This is a genomic window from Bryobacter aggregatus MPL3, from assembly GCF_000702445.1.
In the GTDB taxonomy this organism is placed as follows: Bacteria; Acidobacteriota; Terriglobia; order Bryobacterales; family Bryobacteraceae; genus Bryobacter; species Bryobacter aggregatus.
In genome coordinates this window covers 1,980,700-2,000,757 of sequence record NZ_JNIF01000003.1, presented here as the reverse complement: position 1 = coordinate 2,000,757, position 20,058 = coordinate 1,980,700, and the positions used below count along the sequence as shown (strand labels likewise).

Annotated in this window: 17 protein-coding genes and 1 pseudogene; 8 read left to right on the top strand and 10 right to left on the bottom strand. The window is 57.3% G+C overall.

The window, feature by feature from the left end; translation table 11 throughout:
- Nucleotide 1: 1 nt before the first annotated feature.
- Complete coding sequence (locus M017_RS0109480; RefSeq protein WP_031497620.1) at nt 2-1,267, bottom strand: Gfo/Idh/MocA family protein; 1,266 nt, start codon at nt 1,265-1,267, stop codon at nt 2-4.
- On the opposite strand from M017_RS0109480, the gene M017_RS0109475 reads away from it, so the two are divergent.
- Together M017_RS0109475 and M017_RS0109470 are read left to right on the top strand one after the other, a co-directional pair.
- Nucleotides 1,266-2,177 (top strand): dihydrodipicolinate synthase family protein, encoded by a 912-nt coding sequence (locus tag M017_RS0109475; RefSeq protein WP_031497619.1) that lies wholly within the window; start codon nt 1,266-1,268, stop codon nt 2,175-2,177. The genes M017_RS0109480 and M017_RS0109475 overlap by 2 nt on opposite strands.
- Nucleotides 2,174-3,613, top strand: coding sequence for a pyridoxal phosphate-dependent decarboxylase family protein (locus tag M017_RS0109470; protein WP_051669749.1), 1,440 nt, complete (start codon nt 2,174-2,176; stop codon nt 3,611-3,613). The genes M017_RS0109475 and M017_RS0109470 overlap by 4 nt, the downstream gene beginning before the upstream one ends.
- Nucleotides 3,614-3,973: 360 nt before the next feature.
- Here M017_RS0109470 and M017_RS30865 read toward each other — a convergent pair.
- A pseudogene (locus tag M017_RS30865) lies at nt 3,974-4,409 on the bottom strand (transposase family protein); the annotation flags it as partial.
- A 513-nt stretch (nt 4,410-4,922) separates the two neighbouring features.
- Nucleotides 4,923-6,941: an ATP-binding protein gene (locus M017_RS0109460; RefSeq protein WP_155121330.1), complete on the bottom strand. Its 2,019-nt coding sequence runs from the start codon at nt 6,939-6,941 to the stop codon at nt 4,923-4,925.
- A 151-nt stretch (nt 6,942-7,092) separates the two neighbouring features.
- Between M017_RS0109460 and M017_RS0109455 the strand changes: the two genes are divergently transcribed.
- Both M017_RS0109455 and M017_RS0109450 read left to right on the top strand, forming a co-directional pair.
- Nucleotides 7,093-8,013, top strand: coding sequence for a dihydroorotate dehydrogenase (locus M017_RS0109455; RefSeq protein WP_031497616.1), 921 nt, complete (start codon nt 7,093-7,095; stop codon nt 8,011-8,013).
- A gap of 10 nt (nt 8,014-8,023) precedes the next feature.
- Nucleotides 8,024-8,404 (top strand): RidA family protein, encoded by a 381-nt coding sequence (locus M017_RS0109450; RefSeq protein ID WP_031497615.1) that lies wholly within the window; start codon nt 8,024-8,026, stop codon nt 8,402-8,404.
- A gap of 9 nt (nt 8,405-8,413) precedes the next feature.
- Here the strand turns inward: M017_RS0109450 and M017_RS0109445 are convergent, their stop codons facing one another.
- From M017_RS0109445 to rlmN, 7 genes are all read right to left on the bottom strand, one after another.
- Nucleotides 8,414-9,139 carry a Crp/Fnr family transcriptional regulator gene (locus M017_RS0109445; protein ID WP_031497614.1) on the bottom strand — a complete coding sequence of 242 codons (726 nt, stop codon included), beginning with the start codon at nt 9,137-9,139 and terminating at the stop codon, nt 8,414-8,416.
- Nucleotides 9,140-9,460: 321 nt separating this feature from the next.
- On the bottom strand, nt 9,461-12,661 hold the full coding sequence (locus M017_RS0109440) for a TonB-dependent receptor (RefSeq protein WP_035957749.1): 3,201 nt from the start codon (nt 12,659-12,661) through the stop codon (nt 9,461-9,463).
- The gene (locus M017_RS27545; RefSeq protein WP_051669743.1) at nt 12,658-13,275 is read right to left on the bottom strand and encodes a class D sortase; all 618 of its coding nucleotides are present in this window, start codon (nt 13,273-13,275) and stop codon (nt 12,658-12,660) included. Before M017_RS27545 ends, M017_RS0109440 begins: the two co-directional genes overlap by 4 nt.
- Nucleotides 13,276-13,285: 10 nt before the next feature.
- Complete coding sequence (locus tag M017_RS29930; RefSeq protein WP_202901632.1) at nt 13,286-13,948, bottom strand: hypothetical protein; 663 nt, start codon at nt 13,946-13,948, stop codon at nt 13,286-13,288.
- 153 nt (nt 13,949-14,101) lie between these two features.
- Entirely contained in the window at nt 14,102-14,698 is a 597-nt protein-coding gene (locus tag M017_RS0109425) for a hypothetical protein (RefSeq protein ID WP_155121328.1), read from the bottom strand.
- Between the two features lie 71 nt (nt 14,699-14,769).
- A complete protein-coding gene (locus M017_RS27540; protein ID WP_031497609.1) occupies nt 14,770-15,603 on the bottom strand; it encodes a GNAT family N-acetyltransferase in 834 nt (277 codons plus the stop codon).
- A gap of 3 nt (nt 15,604-15,606) precedes the next feature.
- On the bottom strand, nt 15,607-16,671 hold the full coding sequence (rlmN, locus tag M017_RS0109415; protein WP_238325848.1) for a dual-specificity RNA methyltransferase RlmN: 1,065 nt from the start codon (nt 16,669-16,671) through the stop codon (nt 15,607-15,609).
- Nucleotides 16,672-16,706: 35 nt separating this feature from the next.
- Here rlmN and M017_RS0109410 point away from each other — a divergent pair, with 35 nt between their 5' ends.
- Genes M017_RS0109410 through M017_RS0109395 form a run of 4 tightly spaced genes read left to right on the top strand, consistent with a single transcriptional unit; the run spans nt 16,707 to nt 20,048 of the window.
- Nucleotides 16,707-17,984 (top strand): M16 family metallopeptidase, encoded by a 1,278-nt coding sequence (locus M017_RS0109410; protein ID WP_031497607.1) that lies wholly within the window; start codon nt 16,707-16,709, stop codon nt 17,982-17,984.
- Between the two features lie 13 nt (nt 17,985-17,997).
- Complete coding sequence (locus tag M017_RS0109405) at nt 17,998-18,762, top strand: TPM domain-containing protein (protein WP_031497606.1); 765 nt, start codon at nt 17,998-18,000, stop codon at nt 18,760-18,762.
- Nucleotides 18,753-19,463 carry a hypothetical protein gene (locus M017_RS0109400; protein WP_031497605.1) on the top strand — a complete coding sequence of 237 codons (711 nt, stop codon included), beginning with the start codon at nt 18,753-18,755 and terminating at the stop codon, nt 19,461-19,463. The genes M017_RS0109405 and M017_RS0109400 overlap by 10 nt, the downstream gene beginning before the upstream one ends.
- Before the next feature lie 12 nt (nt 19,464-19,475).
- Nucleotides 19,476-20,048 (top strand): LemA family protein, encoded by a 573-nt coding sequence (locus M017_RS0109395; RefSeq protein WP_031497604.1) that lies wholly within the window; start codon nt 19,476-19,478, stop codon nt 20,046-20,048.
- The last annotated feature ends 10 nt before the right edge of the window (nt 20,049-20,058 follow it).

Genomic DNA, 20,058 nt, shown 5'->3' with positions numbered 1-20,058 from the left:
GCTAGAGAAATTTGTACTGGCCCGGTACGGGAAGAGGAGGCACGCTCATTTTCACGTCATAGCCAAACTCTTTGGGGCTCAAATCGAGTTGGGAATTCATGATTTGCTCCCAGCTCAGCGCTTCGCCGCTATAGGCGCTCTCGCGCGCCATGATGCAGGTCATCGTGCTTTCCGCTACAGCAGTCGCATGATTGATATAGGGCCCATCGCCACGAATGCTCTTCGCCAATGCCACGTGCTCGGCAACATAGGGATTGATATCTTTCGCGCCCATGTCGCGGCAATTGCTCTTGCCCTTGGCGCCGATGATCAATTCACTGACATTCGTGTAGAGTCCCTTGGGAAACTGGCGGCAATAGCTGGAAAGGCGAACGCCATTGGGATATTCAAAATCGGCAGCAATGTGGTCGTAAATGTTGCCATAAACATCATCTTTCGGACGCCAGGCCGCGCCACCGGTGGCCACCACCCGCACGGGATGCGTGCCCATCACCCAGTTGATGACATCGATGTTGTGGATGTGCTGTTCGACAATTTGATCGCCACCGATCCAGACATAGCTGTACCAGTTGCGCTGCTGCCAGCTCATGTCGCCCCACTTGGGCTCGCGGCCCTTCGGCATCTGGATGACCGGTGTCCCCACCCAGTAGGCGTAGGCGGCACGAATCTCGCCAATGCCACCGCTCTGGATCTTCTCCACCGTTTCGACGTATTCGCGCTGGAAGCGCCGCTGCGCTCCGCTCACGACAGTCAGCTTCTTTTCTTCGCTTTTTTTGGCTGCTGCAAGAAAGCGCCGCACCCCGACCGGATCGGTGCCAAAGGGCTTCTCGCAGAACACATGCTTGCCCGCTTCCACAGCCGCCTCAAAGTGCATCGGCCGATAGCCGGGAGGCGTGCAAAGCATCACAACATCGACCCCACTCCCAATCACCTTCTGGTAGGCATCGAAACCGGTAAAACGGTGTTCGGCATCCACTTTGACCCGGTCATGCGTCTTTGGAAAACGATTCTGATCCTTCAGCCAGGCCAGATTCGACTCGAGCTTATCCTCGAAGACATCCCCCATCGCAATCAGTTCGATATTGGGGTCGGCATTGAGCATGTCTGCAACCGCTTGCCGTCCACGCCCACCGACACCCACGAGACCAGCCTTGAGTTTTTCGGGCCCGGACCCGCGGATCAATTCGGGCCGCACAATCGTGAATGCGCCGGCGGTGAGAAAAGCACGCCGGTCCTTCAGCGACTGCGATAAATTGGGATACTCCATGTCTCGGTCTTTCGCTCATCATCATACCCCGCCTAGCGGCGTCTTCGCTGCGGCCATCACTCCCTACCGCGAGCGTACAAACAATATCGATCTCGGCGCAGCCCTTGAAATGATTGACTTCCTGAACGCCTCCCAGGCCCAGGGGATCACCCTTTTGGGCACCACTGGCAATTTCCTCCATTTCGACATTGAAGAGCGCGAGAAATTAATCAGTTTCGGCATCAAACGCAGCAGTAAACCCGTGGCAGTGGGCGTTTCTCACTCCACTCTCGACGTCACCATTCACCTCTGCGAGCACGCCGCGGCCTCTGGCGCCGCCCTTGCGCTCGTGTTGCCACCTTATTATTTCCGCTACACCCCGGCACAACTCGAAGCATTCTTTCTCCGCGTCGGTGAGAAGGCTGCCCAGCACTTGCCGCTCTATTTGTACAACATTCCCTTCTTTACAGCTGAAATTCCGGTAGAAGTCTCAGAGCGCCTCCTGAAAAGCGGCCTCTACTCTGGCATCAAAGATTCCTCGGGCAAACCCGAGTATCTCCGCGCCCTCAAGGACACTGGCGCCACCCGCCTGGTGGGCAATGACAACGCGCTCTGCATCTCCCGCAAGGAAGGCAGCGCCGGCGTCGTCAGCGGCTGTGCCGCTGCGGTTCCGGAACTGATCTGCGCGCTCGACGCAGCCGTCAGCAGTGGCAATACCGCACGCGAAGCCATCCTCGCCCAACGGCTCAGCGAACTCATCTCCTGGCTGGACCAGTTCCCCACCCCAGTTGGAATCGAAGAAGCGGCCCGGCTCCGCAAGCTCCCGGCCCGCCCCGATTTGAGCTGGCTCGGCGACTCGCCGCTCGATGCCTACCGCGGCTGGTTCCTCGACTGGCTCCCTCAAGTTTTGAGCGATGCTAAGGGAGAATGAGTCCCGACGAGTTCCGCACTTACGGCTACGCGGCAATCGATTGGATTGCGCACTATCTTCAAAACACACGAGACTACCCGGTTCTGCCTGACACAGAACCGGGTTCTCTGATTGACGCCCTCCCCGCCTCCGGCCCCGAAGATCCCGAACCTTTCGAAAACATTCTCGATGACTTTGAGCGCGAAATCGTCCCGCGCAACACCCAGTGGAACCATCCTCGCTTCCTGGGTTATTTCGCAAATTCTTCCCCCCCGGAAGGTATTCTTGCCGAACTCCTCGCCGCCGCACTCAACCCGAACGCCATGCTCTGGAAGTCCTCGCCTGCCGCGACAGAGCTCGAACAGGTTACGCTCGACTGGCTCCGCCAATGGCTTGGTCTCTCGCCCATGTGGTTTGGGCAAATCCTCGATACGGCGTCGACAAGCACCTTCCACGCCATCGTTGCCGCCCGGGTACGCAAGGGCCACGCAAGCGCAAACGATTCACTGACGCTTTATGCCAGCAAGCATGCGCATAGTTCTATCGAGAAAGGAGCACTCGCTGCCGGTATTGCCCGAGAAAACATCCGGCTGATCGAGGTGGACGAAAACTTTAGCCTCCGCCCCGATCTGCTCGCCGCGGCGATTCGCGCCGATCTGGCAAACGGGAAAGTGCCCTTTTGCGTGATTCCGACCGTGGGAACGACAAGCGTCGCCAGCATTGATCCGGTGCGCACGGTGCTTGCCATCGCCCGCGAGCACGAGATGTGGGTCCATGTCGATTGCGCCTATGGCGGCAGCACGGCGATCCATGAAAACTATCGCTGGGTGCTCGACGGCGCGGACGAAGCCGATTCCATCGTCATCAACCCACACAAGTGGCTGTTTGTCCCGATGGACCTCAGCGTCTTCTATTGCCGCAATCGGGAATGGCTTCGCGATGCCTTCTCGTTGGTTCCCGAATACCTCCGCACCGAAGAGAACCCGCGTGCGCTCAATTTCAATGAGTATGGATTGCCGCTTGGCCGGCGCTTCCGTTCCTTAAAGCTCTGGTTCACCATGCGCAGCTATGGACGCAAGCGCCTGGCAGACCTGATTCACCAACAGATCGAGAACGCCAAGCGCCTGGCGGCGGCAATCGCCGCCCATCCGGACTACGAAGTCTCCGCGCCTGTTCACTTTTCGTTGGTCGTCTTTCGCCACCGTCACTCTGACGCGCTGAATCTGGAGCTGCTTCAGCGCCTGAATCAAAGCGGCAAAGTGCTACTGTCTCCGAACCTGCTCAACGGCAAGCAGGTGATCCGTCTCGCCGTTGGCAACATCCAGACCAACTGGAGCGATCTTGAGGAGGTCTGGACGATGATCCAGACAACCGCAAGTGAAATGGCGGCAGCGAAGACGCCTGAAACGTCAAAGGGACGCTGCTGCCATTCCGCCAGGAGAACGCTCGATCTGTGATACCAACGCCTGCATTGAAGTGACAAAATGTTGCTGGGAAGCGGGTGATCTTGCGGTCGGTCACCTCCAAACAGGCTGGAAAGATTTTGAGCGGGTCTGGACGGTCTATAAGACAGCAGTAGGTATCAAAGGGACGCTGTTGCCGTTCCTTTCCATCACATGCCAGAAAAGACACTGGATTTGCGCGATTCCAACGCCCCAGCGCGGCAAAATGCTGTAGCAAGCAGGTGGGCCTCCTACGGCCAGCAACATCCAGGCCAACTGAAATGATCTTGACGGAGCCGCGGGGTGGGGTCTCAACAGGTGATTCCTCTCAAATAGGGACTGCTGATGGGGGCGACAGGGTGCAAGAGCCCGGAATCGGTCCGCGGAATCTTGGTAAGACCGTACATCAGCCCATTCTCTGAGAGCTGTTTGAAGGAAGCCTTCGGCCTTGGGTGTCGGGTTTTGTGAAGCGATGCTTGATCCCAAGATCGCGACAGGCAATGGCAAAGGACTTGGATCGATAGGCGGCTCCGTTGTCGGTGAGGATGGTCGGGAACTGGATTCCGAATTGCGCATAGTAGGCCAGAGCCGCATGCAGGAACCCGATGGCGGAAAAGGCAATTCGTGAATGATCGTCGATGGCGACGGGAACGTACTCCCAACCTGCGCCATTCCCCGAGTCGCAGCGATTCCCGGTGACTCGATGGGACGGTCTGACAATGCGGCCAAGCTTCTTGATGTCCAAGTGGAGTAAGTCCCCAAGCCGATCGTGCTCATAGCGCTGGACCGGAACCGGGGGATCCAGATGCTTCCGGCGGTTCAGCCTGAGATGACGCAGAATGCGGCTGACCGCGGCCCGGCTCAGTTGGGTGTGGCGAGCGATCCGACAACCCGACCAGCGTTGGCGGCGTAATGCTTCTACTTTTGCGATCAGTTCAAGTGGCGTCTGGCAGTGGAATCGATGAGGTCGTGAACTGCGATTGCTTTCGCCTGCAGGGCCCAGCAGGCGAAAGCAATGGGCCCATTTTTCTGCGGGCTTGGCGCTACGGCAAGCATGTGATCCGTCTTGCTGCAGCAACATCCAGGCAGAGTGGAAAGATCTTGAGCCGGTCTGGACGATGTCCAGACAGCCGCGAGCGAGTAGCGAAGGCGAAGATGTCTGAAGCTCCCAAGGCACGCTGCTGCCGTTCCCTCCACCGCATGCCGGGGAGAAGTGCTGGAGCTATGTGGTGCCAACGTCAAGCGGCAAAGTCCTGCGGCAGGTGGGAAAGATTTTGAGCGGGTCTAGATGATCATCTAAACGACCCCGAGCGAGTAGAAGCAGCTAGGACGCCTTAAGCTCCAAAGGCACGCTACTGTCGTTTCCCTCCACCGCATGCCGGGAAAGACGCTGGATTTGCGATTCCAGCGCCAACAGGCTCGATTGCACTTCCTCGTGATGCGCCGATTGCACCGCCTCCATCAGACGCATGGCACTCTCGGCAACACTGACTGCGGCGATGCGTTCCGCCGCGCCCCGAATCTTCCGCACTTCGCGCTCCACCGCCACGCGATCCTGCCGCGAGATCGCCGTCTGGATTTTCTCCAGCCGTTCCGGAGCCATCTGTAAAAACAACAGCAACATTCCCTGGAACAAGCCGCTGTCGTTGTCGGTCAAATGCGCCGCAAGCCGTCGATCAATAGCCTGCAAGGGTGCGACATCCGGAATCGGAGCGACAGCAATCTTTGCCGGAATCGGCACGGCCGCCGTTCCAGGCTCAAAGGCAGCATCGATATAACGCGTGATAGTGTGCACCAGCGTCGTCGGATTCACAGGCTTCGACACATAATCATTCATCCCCGCTTCGAGACAGCGTTCCCGGTCTCCAGTCATGGCGTGAGCCGTCATCGCAATGATCGGCAACCTCCGGAAGGCGAGTTCTTCGCGAATCTTCCGGGTTGCCTCAATGCCATCGAGATAGGGCATCTGGACATCCATGAGCACCAGATCGAAGCGATTCCGCTGCACCGCTGCCAGCGCTTCGAGTCCATTGCTCGCCACCTGGACCTGAAAACCACGCTTGGTGAGGATCGCGAGCACCACCTTCTGGTTCACTGCGTTGTCCTCAACCAGCAAAATCTGAGGCGCTCTCCCGTCTACAGACACAACCTCGCCGCCGCTCGCCTTCGTATCGACGTCTCTCCGCCTGGGGTTGGCCGCCACTTCAAAGGGCAGGCGAACGAAGAACTTGCTGCCCTTGCCCTCCACACTCTCCACCCAGATCCGGCCACCGAACATCTCCACCAGCCGTCTGGTGATCGTCAGCCCTAAACCAGTCCCGCCAAAACGGCGAGTAATGCTCCCGTCGGCCTGGGTGAATTTGTCGAAGATTTTGTCCAGCTTGTCTACCGGAATGCCGACCCCGGTGTCCTCGACAATCAGATCGAACTCCGTTTTGCCGTCTTTGCCATCTTTGCTGCCGGGCACCACCCGCAGCACCACCTTCACATAGCCGTTTTCTGTAAATTTGATTGCGTTGCTCAGAAGATTGCCCAGCACCTGCCGCAGCCGCATCGGATCGCCATAAACCGTATCCGGAACCTCAAAACTGACTTCAGCCGTCAAATCCACACGCTTCTGCCGCGCGCGGCCCTGGTGCGTCTTAATCGCTTCCTGAATCACCGACTTCAGTTGGAACGGAATCTTTTCGAGCCCCATCTTCCCGCTCTCAATCTTGGAGAGGTCAAGAATGTCATTGAGGAGCGCCAGCAAGGAGTGGGCGCAACGTTGCGCGGTTTCCAATTCTTCCCGTTGCTCACCGCTCAAGGAGCTCTCGAGCACGACGTCAAGCATGCCTAAAATGCCATTCATCGGCGTGCGCAACTCATGCGACATATTGGCGAGAAACTCACTCTTGGCCTGACTGGCGGCCAGTGCCCGCTCCATCGCCTCGCGGAGCGCTTCGGTGCGCTGCTGGATCCGCGCCTCCAGCATCTCGCGATGCTCAGCAATCTGCAGATCCCGCTCTTTTAAGGCCTGGATTGTCTCGTTGAAGACTTCACCGACAAACTGGATTTCGTCGCCAGTCCGGCTCACTATAATCTTTTCGAGCTGCCCGTTCTGCACCCGCTTCATGCCGTTTGCCAGATTCTCGAGCGGTTTGGCCATGAGGGTGACCGTAAATCGTCCGATTGTGAGGGCCACCATCAATAAAATGGTGCACATGAGCAGACCTTTGCCCAAATCGAACATGTTATTGTGTACGTCGTAGCCGACGTTCACCAGCAGGATCCAACCCACCAAAAACGATGTGAACATCGAGAACTTGGTGGCCAGCGACCGGAATTTCGGACTTTTACGCACGGTTTGCGGGACCGGAACCACTCTTCCCGGCCTTCTAAGGTATTTCGGCAGTTTTAGTCTGGCACGTTATGCCCTGAAGTCCCATGAGTCAAAAACCTTACGCCAGAGACACCCGAAGGCTCAATTCGTCCCTCTGCTAGACTGCCTTCAGATGGCTTCTTTCTCCCGCCTTGCCACTGAGTTGTGCGGGATTCCACTCGAAAACCCCATTCTCGCCGCCTCCGGCACCTTCGCCTACGGCATCGAGTTCGCTACAATCGTCGACCTCAATCGCATTGGCGGAATCGTTGTCAAAGGACTCAGCCGCGAGCCCATTGCCGGAAACCGACCTCCGCGCCTCTGGGAAACGGCCAGCGGCATGATGAACTCGATTGGACTCCAAAACATTGGTGTGCATGAGTTTATCCGCGAAAAGCTCCCCCCGCTGGCGCGCTACCGTACCAAAATCTTCGCCAACGTCTTCGGTTATGCCCCCGAAGACTATGCCGAGGTCATCCGCGCTCTTGAGGATGCTCCCGGAATCGCGGCCTATGAGCTGAATGTCTCTTGTCCGAATACAAAACACGGCGGAATCTTCTTCTCGGCCGATCCGGTATTGCTTGCGACCCTGGTTGGAGACCTGCGGAAACTGACGCGCCGCCCGCTCATCGTGAAACTTTCTCCGAATGTCGCGAAAATCGAACCCATTGCCCGCGCCGCGGAGGAGGCCGGAGCCGACGCCCTCTCGCTGGTCAATACGGTCATCTCCTTGGCGATCGATGCCCGAAGCCGTCGGCCCCGGATTGGAGCCGGTTTCGCCGGCCTCAGTGGACCTGCCATCAAGCCCATCGCCTTGCGGCTGGTCCATGAGGCCGCAAAGGCAGTGAAAATCCCCGTAATTGGCCTCGGTGGCATTGCCAGCGGCGAGGATGCAGCGGAATTCCTCATTGCCGGAGCGAGCGCCGTCGAGGTGGGCACCGCCACGTTCTGGGATCCGCAAGCTCCGGCGCGCATCGCGGCAGAATTGGAACAATTCTGTGCCGAAGAAAAGATTGCCCACGTTCGCGATCTTGTCGGTACCCTACAGTTTTAGGAGCCGATCGATGAGAACAGTCATTTCCACAGACAAGGCGCCCAAAGCAATTGGGCCTTACTCCCAGGCCATTGTCCACAACGGGGTGGCCTACCTCAGCGGACAGATTCCTCTCGACCCCAGCAGCGGGCAAATCGTGGAGGGCGGCATTGAGGAACAAACCGTTCGCGTTCTTGAAAACCTCGGCGCAGTTCTCCAAGCCAGCGGCGCCAGCTTTGGGACCGTGCTCAAGGTCGGTATTTTCGTTCGCGACATGAACGACTTCGCAAAAGTAAACGAGATCTACGCCCGTTACTTTCCCATCGACGCCCCCGCAAGAGCCACCATCCAGGCGGCTAAGCTGCCCCGGGACGTCATGGTTGAAATCGACTGCATTGCCGCGCTGGTCTAGGCCGGTTCGCTAAGCAACTTCCTGGTGGTCGACATGCCGTTCGCGATGCTCTTCACTGTGAAGATAGGCGCGGAGCGCATTGATGTCGATATCCATGAACTTTCGGGAATAGGTAATCAGTTGCTGGCGCCGGAAGAAGTTCAGCGAGTGGGTGATAATTTCTCGCGAAGTGCCGACATAGCGGGCCAGGAGGCGATGCGGGATGCAATCGATTCGTCCCGGACGCTCGACCATCATCTTCTCGTTGCTGGCGAAATCGAGTAGGGCAATCGCGATCCGGCTGCGAATCGAGCGATTCGCCATATCCAGAATGCGAGTCTTCAACTCCATGGAACGCCGCACAGAATCCTGAATCAGGCCGATTCCGAACTTGGGATTCGAGTTGAGCAACCGGAAGACAACGGGGAGAGGCCAGCTCATCACGCGGACCCGGTCTAAGGCTTCGGCCCGTTCCCCGCTTAAATTCGCCAGCAATTGTTCGCCAAAGAAGTCCTCTTCGCAACAGATCCGCGAGATGAGCACGGAGGAACCTTCCACACGGGACAGAGCAATCCGTCCGGCTTCGAGCACATATAGTCGGGGAGGCGGGCTGTGAGCGTCATAAATAATGCTGCCACTCGGAAAACTTTCCGAATGGCTCCGTGGCAAGTGGGCAAGTAAATCCTCTTGACCGGGAAACAGCTCTTCCGGGAGATTGGGGTCTTGTGAGTCGATCACCGTCGATCGTTCTTCCATTTTGGATCCATCATTAAAATCAGGTGAAGTCACTCGGTAGCCCTCGAGCTGACGCAGTCTAGATGCTTCTGGAGAAAATCGTCCTAGGCTCATGCCCATAAAGGGTCTGCCGGACACAAATTTGTTGCATGAAGGAAATAGTCGGTTTCGCGAGAAGTAGCGTACTCCCCCCTCTGGGGAGAGTTCCAGTACCAGCAACCGCAGGCCAGCGAAATCAGCATGGCACGCAGCAAACAGCCGGCCTGGGAAGCATGACTCCCCATCGCCAGCTGTAAAATTCAGGGGCCCGAGGAATCCTCGCGCCCCCAGAATGGATTATTTCTAGAACAGAATCCGGGCGCCCACTTGGAATTGACGTCCGCCCAGACCACCGAGCGTCTGCAGCGTCCGTCCAAAGGCCGGGCTGGAGAAGTTCGCGATCGGGTTGGCATAATTCGTTGTGTTCGTCACGTTATAAGCCTCTGCCCGCAATTCAATCTTGTAGTTGTCCCGAACCGGGAAGCTCCGGAAGAGTGATGCGTCATAGGTAAACATGTCAGGCCCACGGAAAACGTTGCGTCCCTGAACGCCGTATGTCGCCGCAGTGACATTTGAGAAGAGCGTAGGGTCAAAGCTGGCCTGCCCGTTGATCTGGACCGGACCGATGACATTGGCCCGCGCGGAGGAAAGTCCAACGCAATTGCAGCCGGTCGGGTCCGAGGTGACTGAATACGGAGTTCCCGTCGCCCAGCGCAGAATTCCGTTCAGTTCCCAGCTACCGAGAACCTGAGCGGCCCAACCACTCTTGGCAAAGGTGGAACCAGGCCCGAAGGGCAGTTGCCAATTGTGGCTGACCGACAGGATATGCTTCCGATCGTAGTCCGCAGGACCATAGTTGTTCTTTGTATAGAACGGATTCGATTGGATAAACCCGGTATCGAGAACCTTTCCGAAGGCATAAGCGCCGGCCATCGAGAGCCCTGCGCCGAAGCGTTTCGTCATGTTCACCTGCGCCGCGTTGTAGTTGCTATTCATCCCGGTGCTGGCATAGGTCACGCCGGCAGTCCGGTTAAATGGGGAGAAAGGAAGTCCCGCCAGGCCCGTTCCCGGCAGCGAAACATTCAGATCCCGATAGAACGGAAGCTGCCGTCCGAGATTGCCGACATAGCCCAGATCGAGGAGGAAGCCGTTGCCGAGATCGCCCTGGATCGTGAAGTTGTAGGTCTGCATATATGGGGTTTGTAGATTTCTGGACTGGGAGAAGTACGGCTGATTGGGTGCTGGCATCAGTCCGCCCGCCAGATTTGGCAGCGTGACTGCCGGAATGGTGAAGCTGGTGCTTGCAAAACTTCCGATGACGCCGTTCTGCGCTGCAATCGATGTCTGATTCACACCGGCAAGAGCAAAAGGCGTCGGGAAGTAATGAATCCCATAGCCCGCGCGGAAGGCCAGCCGGGACATGGGACGAACGATGATGCCGATCCGGGGAGCGACATTATTCAGGTCGTACTTCTGGTTCCGGGCAGAATCGATCCGGCCGATTCCGGTGTAGGCGATCTGATTCGTCACCGGATCATAGACCGTTCCGCCACCGGCACTACGAGTCTCTACCGGAGAATAGACGTCGTAACGAACGCCCAGTTCGAGGTGGACAATCTTCCAGAGATTGATGCTGTCGGTGAGATAGGCCGCTGTGCGCAACTGCCGGTAGCTCGGAGTTTGGATAAAACTTGATACTCCAGCCACGGTCGGGGCACCGGTCAGGAAGCCGGCCAATCCATTGAAGGACTGAGCTCCGAATCCGGCAATACCGGCCGCATTCGATGTCGCACCGGGACCAAAATAGAAGCTGCCTCGGGGGGAGAAGAAGCCGGGATCAAAGCCATCCGCACGCACCTGAACGGCTTGAGCGCCGAACTTCAGATTGTGCATGCCATTGTGCCAGGTCCAGTTTGTGGAGGCATCGTAGGTGTTGTTTACCGGCCGCGAAGGATAGTTCCCCGAGAGGCCTAAGGTGTCAAAACCAGCGATGGTGATCTGCGGCAAGCCGCCGCCAAAACCAAAGCGGGCAAGATCGGCAGCCAAGTTGGGAGACAGATTCACCGGGCTGATTGCATTGCGATAGCGAGAATAGCCAAGCCGCAATTCCCCCGCAAGATTGGTGGTGACACTGTGGGTGTAGCTGATCACCGCATTATGATTGCGAAGTGCGGCATCTGCGGCGTCACCAAGGGCGCCCAGTTGAGAACCGCGATTCACATCTCCCTGCGTAAAGCCATAGCGCAAAAATCCCGTCGAACGCTCCGAGAAACGATGGTCGATCTTTCCGTCCATGCGATGCTGATCCTCGCGCAGTCCGGCGCCTCCAATCAGATTGTTGGCAAAGCCGGGCTGATTGGAAGCTGGAAGATAACCATAAATGGTGCGAGCGAATGGACTGAGGCTGGAAGGCGGAATTCGATTCCCGGGGAATGGAACACGGCCCACGCCAGAACTGTTTCCCGAGGTGGGGTCATAGATGGTCACACCGGTTAGGCCATTGAAGTTTCCATTCAGAAAGTCGGGAGTGGGGATGCTGTTAATCTGCAGCACCGATCCCCGCCGCATATAGCCTTCATAGGAGAGGAAGAAGAAAGTCTTGTCCTTGATGATGGGCCCTCCGATGGAACCGCCAAACTGGTTCAGATTGAAGCCAGGGTCCGAGGTGCTGGTATTCAGCGGATTCCGCGTCTGAAAGAAACGGTTCGTATTCATCGCAAAAACGCTGCCATGGATACCGTTGGTACCCGGACGAGTGGTCAGATTGATGGCAGCACCACCGGCAAAACCTTCTTCCGCATTAAAATTGCTCGTGCGGACGGCCATCTGCTGGACGCTTTCGTTGGGAGCAATGCGCGAAGGCCGGGCGCTATAAGCTTCCGTCTGGTAGGCGCCATCCTGATAGTAGGCATTGGCGTAATCGGGCGTGCCGTTGACGTTATAGATTCTCGTCCGCTGCGGATCGAGAACGCGATCTCGCACCACCCGAGGAGGAGTAATGCCCGGCATCAGGCTGATCAGGTCCTGATATTGGCGGTCGAGGAGAGGCAGCGTGCGCACCATTCTTGTGTCATAGGCACGCGATACTTCTGCTGAATCTGTCTGTAAGATGGGCGAGGAGGCCCGGAGTTCCAGCTCCCCAACGCCACTGCTCGTCGAAACAGTCTCACTTTGTTGGAAGACCAGTTCGATCGATGTACTGCCCGTCGCTGGGATATCGAGCGGCTGGCGCGCCGTCTGCGAGGTTCCGCCAGTTTCGACATCCACTTGATAGGAACCCTCCGCCAAGTTGGAAAAGGTAAAACGGCCATCCGCATCTGTTGTTGCCCGCTGGACATCCGCGGCCCCGGACCGGAGCCGCACCACAGCGTTGGGCACGCCATTGCCACTATCGTTAGTAACACGGCCAATTAATTTTCCGATGGATTGTGCCGCATTGGCTTGCATAATAAAAATCGTGCAGATGACGAGACAAACTCGCCACAGCATTGCGATATGTTTCATTGAGATTCTCCTGGACTAACCTTTACAGGTGAAATAATACTGGCCCGGTTCCTGTTATCCTTGATGAGCTCTGCCCTCACAATGAAGCGCTTGGGGGCGCTCCCTAAGTAATAAAATGGATAACAGGTAATGAGCGTCAAGACCCCGCCTTCATGAGGCGCAAGTAGATTCCGATTTTTCGGGTCCACAATGTGAAGACCGCTTACCCGATAGCGAAAGCGGCCTGACTTACTATCAACCTCAAAAATGTCCCCCACCCGGACATCTTTGAGAAATCGAAAATGTGTGTCGCGGTGGGCCGCGACCACAAAGTTTCCGGCACTGCCCGGCGGAGCTGTCACCGTCAACCAAACCGGGCCCCGGAGCAGATTTTCGCCAGCATCCGAGAAAATGACCCGGTTGGCGCGCAGCCGTTCGCAGCTCAAAAAAGCTGTCGCATCCGAATCTTTCCAGACTGGAACTGGACCGCCAGAAGAAATCAGGCTCGATCGGACCTCAAGCGGAGGAAGCGCTTCCGACTGCCCATATTGGGCGAGCCCAAGAAGAGTCAAACCCGCCGTCAGCGAAAGACAGCCCGCAATGAACAGAATTCGGGACAGGACTTTGAAAGACACTCCTCAACTCCTATTGGCGGCGCAGTTTCGAAACAAGTCCGCTGGCGGCCAGCATTCCTGCACCTGCGGCCACAAGGCTCGCCCAGTTGAGAGAAGTCTTGGGCATCGGAGGAGTTACGGTCTGAACAGGCTCGGGAGCAGGGGCTGGTACTGGAGCAGGCTCGGGAGGAGCAGGAGCAGGCTCAGGAACCGGTTCTGGCGCTGGAGGAGGGGGCTCTACCCGCGCAACCTGTACCGGCTCTGGAGCTGTATAGTCACCAGTCAATTTCATCGTGCGGGTTGTGGTCATGGCCATCGAGGTTGGACTGATTGTGACCGGCAACTCATACCCATAAGTTTTGCCCTTGATCCAAATCTTATGCAAATAAGACTCGCCGCCACTTTGTTTCAAAATGACGGAAGTATCTTTATTGTTGTTATTGTCAATGGCAGCAATCGTAGTAACGGTCGTTTGCAAGTGCGTTCCGTTGTCGGTACTAAACTCGAGAAGGCGAGGCTGGCTGCCAGTAGATAACTGACGAATTGTGTATTCTCCTGCAGGAAGCACGCGGCTCCCCACATGAACAGGAGAAGTGAAATTAACAGTCACGGTATCATTCACTGGTACCTGAGCATGCAGTCCAAATGCTGCAAATGCAAATAGTAAAAGCGAAGTTAAACTGCGGTACTTCATTTTTGAAACTCCAAGACCCAGAGGTAAATTCTAGAAGCGACAAAGCTTCATTCTTGTGACATTTACCCTGTATGTAACGTTCCAAGCTCCTCCTTCTTCTTGTACGTTAAAACACAGTTACAACCCATTACTAATTGTCCCGAAATACTAGTTCTATCCAAGGCCGCTCCAAGGATTCAGATTCTCAGTCCAACCAGGCGTAGTCTTCTGTTGCCTCAGGCTGGAGTGGTCCGGTTCTCGAATGAGATCAGCCAGCAAGCTTGCCGTATACCTTGCGACCCCCTCAAAGCAAAAGCGGATCACAGGCGAGATCAGATTTGCCGGAAATCCCAGAGGCTCCTCTTGCGGTAAGTGAGCGCGCCAGTTTCGATAGAACACCGCATTCGGCACTCGGATCACGAGAAGACCATGAGGAGCCAGTGGCTTTCTCGCACTCCGGAGTGCCGCTTGCGGGCCCTCCAATTGCTCAAAGCAGTTCCCCGGGAAGATCGCCTCAGGCGCTCCACCGATCTGCCTCCAGTTCCATTCTTCAGCCACTTGAAGGAAAGCACCGGCAGAAGACCCAACTTCCAGGGCTTCCAGCAGTCGGTCTCGATACAAACTTTCTTTCTCATCGGAGCGTTCCACGTCGTGCGCATCGTTTGCGGGTGCAGCGCCGAAGCGTTGGGAGGGCTGCTGGCGGACAAAGTCCGAGCGTCTGCCACTCTCGAGCTTGAATTGCGAGCCGTTGCAGACCAGACAGCATCTCATCGAATCGCTGCTCACTCTTAGGAGAGGATTCGCTTTGCCGCCCTGTTTCGAGAGAGATCGAAAATCCCTGGCTAGCCGAGGGAGTACGCGCCCTGTCCGTACATCTTTGCCCGCTGCTGTACGGGAGCCGTGCCGTGATAGAGATAGCGTGACACTCGAACCGGGACAAAGCCCAGGCGGAGCAATGCCGTCTCGCCGGCGGCGTGCCCATCTGGGAGCAAAACCCGCGGCATGGCTTCAAAGGGAAGATCCAAGGCTGCGTCCAGCAGCGCCAGTGCGATCTCCGGCGTCGCCGCCGCCATGGGCCCAATGACACCAGATTGCGCTATCGCAAACCCGGCGCATTGTCCGGCCGCATCCCGCACCAGCAAGCCTCTCCCTGGAAACTCAAGCAAGAGCGCACGGAACAGGCGCTGCCGGTCGCCGCCAAAGATCGCGGCGTCAAAGCCGGCCACCTCCGCGGCCTCTTCCCAACGCTCCACCCGGATGCGGCAATCCCAGCGATTCCGGCGGCGCAACTGCCATTCCGGACTCAGCCCAGCCCATCGGAATCCATGGCGCAAATAAAAACCTAACCCGGCATCTGTGGAGTACAGCGTGATCGAGCGAAAACCGCGTGCTTCCATCTGCCCAAGCGCAAAAGACAGCAAACGCGACCCTGCCCCGTGAGACTGCCGTGAGGGCAGAATGGCCATGAGTCCGATGTGAGCAAAGCTCCCGAAATCGGTATACCCGACGACGCCGATCGGGCGGCCGTCCTCTTCGAGAACCCAATAGGAGTCTGGTGTCAGCGCATGATTCCGCCGCAACAGCGGAGTGAAGCTCGTGCTGACTTGATGAGCCGCCTGGAGAATCGCGTTCGTTGCCGGAAGGTCCTCTTGCAGCATCGGACGGATCGATTCCATAGCCTACTCGTGAATGCTGTACAGCCCGGAATGCTCCGTCATCTGCTTCAATTGTCCGCAGGCCGCATAGATGTCGAGGCCCCGCGGCTTCCGGATAAAGCACGGAACGCCGGCGCGGACAATCTCCTGGAAGCTCAGCACCCGCTCGGGATCAGGCGTCTCGAACGGAATTCCCGGCCCCGGATTCAGCGCAATCAGATTCACCTTGCACTTGATGTTCGCCACCAGCTTGCGCACCCGGCGCGCGTCGGCGTCACTGTCGTTCACCCCGCGCAACAGAACATACTCGAAGGTCAGCGTCTCCCAGCTCCGCAGCGGGTAGGCCTGGCAAACGGCAATCAGATCCTTCAAATGCCACTTCTTTGTGATTGGCATCAGCTCGACGCGCTGCTCCTCGGTGGAAGCATTCAAACTGATCGCCAGCTTCGGCCGAATCGGCGATTGCCCCAACTCTTCGATCTTCGGAATCAGTCCTGAGGTGGAGACTGTGATGCGCTTCTCGGTCATCCCGATCCCTGCCGGATCGACCAACAGCCGCGTCGCCTTGAGCACCGCATCGAGATTCATCAGCGGCTCGCCCTGGCCCATCATGACGATGTTCATTTGCCGGTCATGCGGATCGAGATGATGCTTGGCTGCGATGTGCAGCACCTGCCCGACAATCTCGCCTGCAGTCAGATTTCGCTCCAGCCCCATCAGGGCAGTGAGACAGAACTTGCAGTCGACCGGGCAACCCACTTGCGAAGAGATGCAGAGCGTATCGCGGCCCCGCTCGGGCATAAAGACCGACTCCACCGTCTTTCCATCTTCGAGACTCAACAGGTAGCGAACCGTACCGTCTTCGCTATCGAATCGCGAATGCTCGGTCAAGGCTCCGGTTGGAAACTCTTTGCGCAAGGCCGCAGGCAGGGCGCTGGCCTCTTTCAGATCCAATTGCCGCTTGGCATACAGCGCATCGAAAATCTGCTTCGCGCGAAACTTTGGATAGCGTCCCTCGATCGCCGCTTCCATGTCGCTCAGTTCCATACCCATCAAAGGCGCTGTTCGCGGGCTCGCTTGCTCTGTCACAATAAGATTATCCGTCCTCTGCCTCTTTTCCACCAATGAATTCGAATCCTCCTCGCGAAATCCAAAGCTCTACTCTGTCCAATGGACTCATCGTTGTGACAGAGCGGATGCCCCATGTCCGCAGCGTATCGATCGGCACATGGATCCCCTCGGGATCCCGCCTCGAACGCGGAGAAGAGCGCGGCATTGCTCATTTTCTCGAACACATGCTGTTCAAAGGCACACACACGCGCTCGGCGGAAGACATCGCCCGCGCCGTCGATTCGGTCGGCGGTCACCTCGATGCCTTCACCAGCAAGGAACTTGTGTCTTACAACACAAAAGTGCTCGATGAGCATCTCCCGATCGCCTGGGACATTCTCTCCGATCTGATCCTCAACCCTACTTTTGACGCTACTGAGCTGGAAAAAGAGAAGAGCGTGATCCTCGAAGAACTCAAGATGGAGCTCGATAACCCCGAGTATCTGGTCCACGAACTCTTCGTCAAGAATCTGTGGAAGGGGCATGGCCTCGGGCAGCCCATCATCGGCACCAAGCAGACCATTGCCGATTTCAATCGCGAAATGCTCGTCGATTACCACCAGCGCATCTACCATCCCGGCAATATCGTTGTCACCGCCGCGGGCAATCTCGAGCATGACGCGATCGTGAATCTGGTGGGCGCCTCCTTCGCAAATCGGTCGGCTGGGGCGAAGCTGCCCACGCCCGCCAAGCCGAAACTGCAGGCTCCCTTCATCCTGAAGCAGAAACGAACCCAACAAGCGCATCTCTACATCGGTGCGCCGTCACATCCCATTGCGCACGAAACCCGCTTTATCTCCTACGTGCTCAACACGATTCTCGGCGGCGGCATGTCGTCCCGGCTCTTCCAGAACATCCGGGAGCGCCAAGGACTGGTCTATGCCGTCATGTCCGATCTTCTGCTCTATCGCGACTCCGGCGCGATCGCAATCTATGCCGGAGCCTCGGCGGAAGCCCTGCCCAAGGTGATCTCCTCAGTAATGGAAGAATTCCGTGATCTCAAGGCGAATCCGGTACCGGCAGAAGAACTCCATCGTGCCAAAGAACACCTCAAAGGCTCGCTGATGCTCTCCCTCGAATCCACCAATTCGCGCATGACCAATCTGGCCCGCCAGCAGGTCTTCTTCGGCCGCTTCTTCTCGATGGACGAGATGATTGAAAATATCGAAGCCGTCACAGCCGCACAGGTGCAGTCGCTTGCAAACGAATCGTTTCTCTCAGAGAAACTGGCACTTACGGTACTCGGAAAGGTCGATGGATTGGCGCTCGACCGCGCCCTGTTGAACTGTTAACGTAGGCACGAAGATGATCCGCCTCCTCCTCAGCCTCGGGTTGGCCTGGTCATGCCTCGCGGTAGACTACCGCACGCTCAAGCCTGAAGGCTATGTATCTGACTTCGCCCATGTCATCGACCCGTCGTCGAGGCAGATTCTCAATCGTTACCTGGCCGCCGTCGAAACCGCGACCGGTGCGCAGATCGCGCTGGTCACCGTCGATACCCTCGATGGCGATGAAATCACGGACGTCGCCAACAAACTTTACATCCAGTGGGGGATCGGGAAGAAGGCGACCAATGAGGGCGCGCTATTCCTATTCGCCATCAAAGATCGCAAGTCTCGCCTTGAGGTTGGGTACGGACTGGAGCCCATTCTTCCAGATGGCTCGGCAGGCGATTTGCTCCGCGCCATGCGGCCTGCCCTGCGCGCCAACGAGTACGGCGCCGCGATGGTGGAGGCGGCGCGCGGGCTTGGCACCAGAATCGCCACGGCAAAGAATGTCACGATTCAGGAAACACTTCCTCGCCCGCTGCATCAAGCCCAGGATGATCGTGACGATCTGAATCTGGCCATCACGCTCATTTTCGTCATTCTGATTGTTGGTTTGATGGCGGGAAGCCGTGGTGGTGGCAGGCGCGGGGGCGGTCCCTGGGGCTATGCCGGCGGTGGTTTTGGCGGCGGAGGAGGTGGCTTCGGCGGTGGAGGCGGCGGATCGAGTTGGGGAGGTTTCGGCGGAGGCTCCTCGGGGGGTGGCGGGGCTTCCAGTGATTGGAGAGTGATGCTTTGCAGCTAGAAAAGTTAATCCAGGAATTTGTCAAACGCGTTGTCACCGCGCTCGGCTTGCATCTGGAATCCGTTGTCCTCTATGGCTCCGCTGCCGGCCAGGAGTTTGACAGCGGCCATTCCGACGTCAACATCCTTTTATTGACCCGGGATCTCGACCTCAGCACGCTGCGGTTGGCGGCGCCCGTCCTCGATTGGTGGCGCAATCAGCGCCAGCCCCAGGCGCTGCTCTTTACACTCGATGAATTCCGGCGCTCGACAGACGCATTCCCCATCGAGATCCACGACATCCGGACCAACCATCGCATCCTGCACGGCACAGACCCATTTCCGTCCCTTGCGATCGACAGCTCCCAGCACCGTGTCCAACTGGAGTATGAACTCCGCACCAAGCTGCTCCGCTTGCGTCAAAAAGCGATTCCGGTGCTGCAGGATCGCGCCGCTCTCCTGAAGCTCATGGCAGACTCTGTGTCGACATTTCTGGTGCTCTTGCGGCATGCGATGCTGTTAAAAGGAGTCACCGTACCATCGGCCCGTCGAGAACTCTTAAGCGCGGCGAACGACGCCTCGCTGATCAAGCCCGTTTGCTTCGCTCAACTGATTGATCTACGTGAGGGCAAAATCAGCCCAAAAACCGTAGACTCTGTACAATTGTTCGAAGATTACCTGAAACAGATTGAAACCCTTGTTGCGTCCGTTGACGCCTTGTAGAGGATACTCCGTATGCGTTCCGCACTGATTGTTGTTGGTGTTCTATTGGTTGGCGGCCTATTGCTTGGCGGCAAGCTGGTGAGCAGCCGTAATGAGCTGGTCGTCAAACGGGAGGCGATTGACGCTTCCTGGGCCCAGGTCGATGTTGCACTGCAGCGCCGCGCAGACCTGATCCCCAACCTTGTCTCCACGGTCAAGGGCTATGCCACTCAGGAAAAGGATGTCTTTACCAACATTGCCAACGCCCGCGCGCAACTCGGGGGCGCCCGCACACCGGCAGACAAGATTGCCGCGAATGGTGCGCTGGACAGTGCACTCTCCCGTCTTCTTGTCGTCGTCGAAAACTATCCCCAACTGAAGTCGAACGAGAATTTTATCCGGCTCCAGGATGAACTGGCTGGTACGGAAAACCGCATTGCCGTCGAGCGCCGCAAGTACAACGAAGTGGTGCAGGACTACAATACGACGCGCGGCCTGTTTCCTACCAACATCGCAGCATCGATCTTTGACTTCCCCCGCAACGACGCGTACTTCAAAACAGACCCCGGCTCCCGCACTGCGCCCAAGGTCGACTTTTCTAAATAACTTCTGAGGT

Coding starts and splice junctions, on each gene's coding strand:
- M017_RS0109475 (WP_031497619.1), top strand. CDS start 1,266: ATGTCTCGGTCTTTCGCTCATCATCATACCCCGCCTAGCGGCGTCTTC.
- M017_RS0109480 (WP_031497620.1), bottom strand. CDS start 1,267: ATGGAGTATCCCAATTTATCGCAGTCGCTGAAGGACCGGCGTGCTTTT.
- M017_RS0109470 (WP_051669749.1), top strand. CDS start 2,174: ATGAGTCCCGACGAGTTCCGCACTTACGGCTACGCGGCAATCGATTGG.
- M017_RS0109455 (WP_031497616.1), top strand. CDS start 7,093: ATGGCTTCTTTCTCCCGCCTTGCCACTGAGTTGTGCGGGATTCCACTC.
- M017_RS0109450 (WP_031497615.1), top strand. CDS start 8,024: ATGAGAACAGTCATTTCCACAGACAAGGCGCCCAAAGCAATTGGGCCT.
- M017_RS0109445 (WP_031497614.1), bottom strand. CDS start 9,139: ATGGAAGAACGATCGACGGTGATCGACTCACAAGACCCCAATCTCCCG.
- M017_RS0109440 (WP_035957749.1), bottom strand. CDS start 12,661: ATGAAACATATCGCAATGCTGTGGCGAGTTTGTCTCGTCATCTGCACG.
- M017_RS29930 (WP_202901632.1), bottom strand. CDS start 13,948: ATGAAGTACCGCAGTTTAACTTCGCTTTTACTATTTGCATTTGCAGCA.
- M017_RS0109425 (WP_155121328.1), bottom strand. CDS start 14,698: ATGAGATGCTGTCTGGTCTGCAACGGCTCGCAATTCAAGCTCGAGAGT.
- M017_RS27540 (WP_031497609.1), bottom strand. CDS start 15,603: ATGGAATCGATCCGTCCGATGCTGCAAGAGGACCTTCCGGCAACGAAC.
- M017_RS0109410 (WP_031497607.1), top strand. CDS start 16,707: ATGAATTCGAATCCTCCTCGCGAAATCCAAAGCTCTACTCTGTCCAAT.
- M017_RS0109405 (WP_031497606.1), top strand. CDS start 17,998: ATGATCCGCCTCCTCCTCAGCCTCGGGTTGGCCTGGTCATGCCTCGCG.
- M017_RS0109395 (WP_031497604.1), top strand. CDS start 19,476: ATGCGTTCCGCACTGATTGTTGTTGGTGTTCTATTGGTTGGCGGCCTA.